The sequence below is a fragment of the Caulobacter sp. S45 genome (assembly GCF_903642205.1).
In the GTDB taxonomy this organism is placed as follows: domain Bacteria; phylum Pseudomonadota; class Alphaproteobacteria; order Caulobacterales; family Caulobacteraceae; genus CAHJWH01.
The window spans coordinates 1-3,834 of record NZ_CAHJWH010000218.1; the positions used below are offsets into that span (position 1 = coordinate 1).

Here is a 3,834-nt window from a genome sequence, read left to right on the forward strand (position 1 = left end):
AACCTGCGCCGCCGCAGCCCTCCAGCACCGCCGCCCCTGCCGCAACGCCGCCGCCGCCCCAGCCGTGAGTCGCCAGCCGTCGCAGATGCTGCAGCCCTGGGCCTGGATCGGCGCGCCGCTGCTGGCCTGCCTCGCCGCCACGCTCGTGCTCGCCACGCCGCTGCGCGTGTTCGGCCTGCGCCTTCCCGAGCCCGTCTTCCCGCTGGTGCTCGCCTTCGCGTGGCCGGTGATCCGCCCATCGCTCCTCGGCCCCTTCGCCCTGCTGGCGGCGGGGCTGTTGCTGGACCTGTTCTGGGGCGCGCCGCTGGGCCTGTGGGCGCTCAGCCTGCTGCTCGTCTATGGCGGGGCCCAGCTGGCGCGGAGCCTGATGACCGGTCGCAGCGCGCCGGTGCTCGCGGTGTGGTATCTGGCGCTGAGCGCGCTCGCCTTCTCCGCCGCCTACCTGTTCGTCACCCTGCGCGCCCACGTGACGCCCAATGTCACAGGCGCCCTGTTCCAGTTCGCCGTCACCCTGGCGCTGTTCCCCTTCGCCCGGGCCCTGATCGACCGCTTTGAGGACGCCGATATCCGCTTCCGGTGACCTCGCCCACAAACCGCCTGCCTAAGAGCGTCAGTGCCCCACGCGTGAGCCACGAACCCCAAATCTACTTCGACGAGGTGAACGAGCGCCAGGGCATGTTCCACCGCCGCTCGCTGCTGCTCGGCGGGTTCGCAGGCCTGGGCCTCACCGCGCTTGGCCTGCGCCTGTCCCAGCTGCAGGTGGCGGACGCCGCACGCTACCAGACCCTGTCGGCCTCCAACCAGTTCAACTTCCGTCTCGTGCCGCCGCCCCGCGGGCTGATCCTGGACCGCGATGGGGTGGAGATCGCCTCCAACCGGCCGGAGTTCCGCATCCTGCTCCAGCGCGACGTGGTGGAGGACGTGGACGCCACCATCGACAAGGTGGCCGAGCTGATCCCGATCCCCCCGGCCAAGCGCCGCCAGATCGCCCGCGACATCGCCGACACGCCCCCCGCCTCCCCCGTCGCCATCGCCGCCGACCTGACCTGGGACGAGTTCAGCCGGGTCAACGTGCGTGCGCCCGAGCTGCCCGGCGTCACCGCCGAGATGGGCGAGGCGCGCTTCTACCCTTACGCCGGCGCCTTCGCCCACGTGATCGGCTACGTCTCCCGCGTCTCCGCCGACGACCTGAAGGCCGAGGGCGACGCCGACGACCCGCTCCTGCACCATCCCGGCTTCCGCATCGGCAAGCAGGGCGTGGAGAAGTCGCTCGACCTGCAGCTCCGCGGCCGGGCCGGCGGCCGGAAGGTGGAGGTGGACAGCGTCGGCCGCGTGATCCGCGAGGACCCCGACGGCGACATCCGCGCCCAGCCCGGCGACGTGGTCAAGCTGACGCTGGACGCCGACATCCAGAACCGGGCGCTGGAGGTGCTGGGCATGGACTCCGGCGCTGCGGTGGTGCTGGATTGCCGCAATGGCGACATCCTGTGCCTGGCCTCCAATCCCAGCTTCGACGCCAACGCCTTCGTCAGAGGCGTGCCGGGCGACGTCTACGCCGAGCTGACCCGCTTCGAGCGGAAGCCGCTGTTCAACAAGGCCCTGACCGCCAACTACCCCCCGGGGTCCACCTACAAGACCATGGTGGCGCTGGCGGCGCTGGAGCACGGCTATGATCCGGCGACGGTGCACGTCTGCAACCGGTCCTGGGCGCTCGGCAACCACGTCTTCCACTGCGACAAGGCGCATGGCGCCTGCGACATGCGCCACGCGATCATGAAGTCCTGCGACGTCTATTTCTTCTCGACCGCCATGGCGATCGGCCCGGACCGGATCGCCGCGGTGGCGCGTCGCTTCGGCCTCGGCGAGACCTTCGACATCGGCATCCCCGGGCAGAAGCCGGGCCTGGTGCCCGACACCGCCTGGAAGCGCGCACACGTGCGCCACGATCCGGTCTGGCACCCCGGCGACACGCCGAGCGTGGGCATCGGCCAGGGCTTCGTCAGCGTCAACGCCCTGCAGCTCGCCACCATGTGTGCGCGTATCGCCAATGGCGGCGCAGCGGTGAAGCCGCGCCTGATCCACGCCGTCGGTGAACAGGTCCGGCCCTCAGGCGCTGACGGGGCGCAGGTCGAGATCACGCCCGAGCACATGAGCTTCCTGCGCTCGGCCATGTACGGGGTGATCAACGAGCCGGGGGGCACCGGTTTCGAGGGGGGCTCCTGCAAGCTGAACCTCGGCCCCGTGGTCATGGCCGGCAAGAGCGGCACCGCCCAGGCGCACAGCTACGCCGCAGGCAGCCACGGCGCCCACGGCGCCCAGGGCGCGTGGCTGGGCCGCGACCATGCCTGGTTCATCGCCTACGCGCCCGCCGACGCGCCCCGCTATGCGGTGGCGGTGCTGGTGGAGCACGGCGGCTTCGGCGCCGAGGCCTCCGCGCCCAAGGCGCGTGAGATCATGAAGACCGCGCTGCTCAAGGACCCGGAGATCCGCGCGCGGATCGAACAGCCGCTGGACGCGCCGGAGGGCGCCGCGCCCTCTTCGGCCCCATCCTCGGCGCCTGAGGCGACGACGTGACCGCCACCGCCCTCACCCGGCCGGGCGAGCGGGAGCGGCTGTCGTCCAAGCTGAAGCAGATCGACTGGACCTTCGCCCTGCTGCTCTGCGTGGTCGCGGCCATCGGCACGGCCATGCTCTACAGCGTGGCGCCGCTGTCCTGGCAGCCTTGGGCGGCCAAGCACGCGGTGCGCTTCGGCCTCTGCCTGGCCTTGATGCTGGGCCTGACCCTGCTGAACCTGCGGGTCTGGTTGGCCTTGGCCTATCCGCTGTACGGGCTGGGGCTGGCCATGTGCGCCGCGGTGCTGGTCATCGGCCACACTTCGCTCGGCGCCAAGCGATGGCTGTTCGGCATCCAGCCCTCGGAGATCATGAAGATCGCGCTCGTGCTGGCGCTCGCCCGCTTCTACCACGCCCTGTCCGCCAAGGACGCGCGCTGGTCCTGGAAGCTGCTGGCGCCCGCCGCGATGACCGCGATCCCCATGGCCCTGATCGCCAAGCAGCCGGACCTCGGCACCGCGCTGCTGATCGGCTTCACCGGCGCAGCCATCATGTTCCTGGCCGGGCTGGACTGGCGGGCGCTGGCGGTAGGTGCGATCGGGGCGGTCGTGGCCGTGCCGCTGGCGGTGAAGTTCGTGATGAAGGGCTACCAGCGCGACCGGGTGCTGACCTTCCTGCACCCGGAGGACGACCCCTCGGGCACGGGTTACCACATCCTGCAGTCCAAGATCGCGCTGGGCTCGGGCGGCCTGCTCGGCAAGGGCTATGGGCTTGGGTCGCAGAGCCAGCTGAACTTCCTGCCCGAGAAGCACACCGACTTCATCTTCGCCACCTTCGCCGAGCAGTTTGGGCTCATCGGCTGCCTGACGCTGCTGGCGCTCTACGGGGCGATCATCTTCATTGCGCTCCGCACCGCGATGAGTTCGCACAGCCATTTCGGCCGGCTGGCGGCGGGAGGAGTGACGGCGACCTTCGCCTTCTACATCCTGGTCAACGCCTCAATGGTCATGGGCATGGCGCCGGTGGTGGGCGTGCCCATGCCGCTGCTGTCCTACGGCGGGACCGAGGTGCTGACGGTGATGATCGGGTTCGGGCTGGTGCAGGCGGTGCGGGTGCACCGGCATTCGGAGGTCACCAGCGGCAAGGGCTCGCTGATGTGAGGCAGGCGAGATCAAGATGCTCCCCCCTGTGGGGGAGCTGGCGGCGTAGCCGACTGAGGGGGCCCGCGCAAAGAATCGGCGCAGCCCCCTCCACCAAGCTGCGCTTGGTCCCCCTCCCCCT

The 3,834-nt window shown here is 70.6% G+C and carries 3 protein-coding genes; all 3 read left to right on the plus strand.

Annotated features, from left to right (window positions below; all coding sequences use genetic code 11):
• Positions 1-580 (plus strand): hypothetical protein (locus HUV06_RS15080; RefSeq protein ID WP_371811093.1); only part of this gene is annotated, 580 nt, incomplete at its 5' end.
• A gap of 44 nt (positions 581-624) precedes the next feature.
• On the plus strand, positions 625-2,574 hold the full coding sequence (mrdA, locus tag HUV06_RS15085; protein WP_254601179.1) for a penicillin-binding protein 2: 1,950 nt from the start codon (positions 625-627) through the stop codon (positions 2,572-2,574).
• Positions 2,571-3,713 (plus strand): rod shape-determining protein RodA, encoded by a 1,143-nt coding sequence (rodA, locus tag HUV06_RS15090; RefSeq protein ID WP_174302066.1) that lies wholly within the window; start codon positions 2,571-2,573, stop codon positions 3,711-3,713. Before mrdA ends, rodA begins: the two co-directional genes overlap by 4 nt.
• Positions 3,714-3,834: the final 121 nt, after the last annotated feature.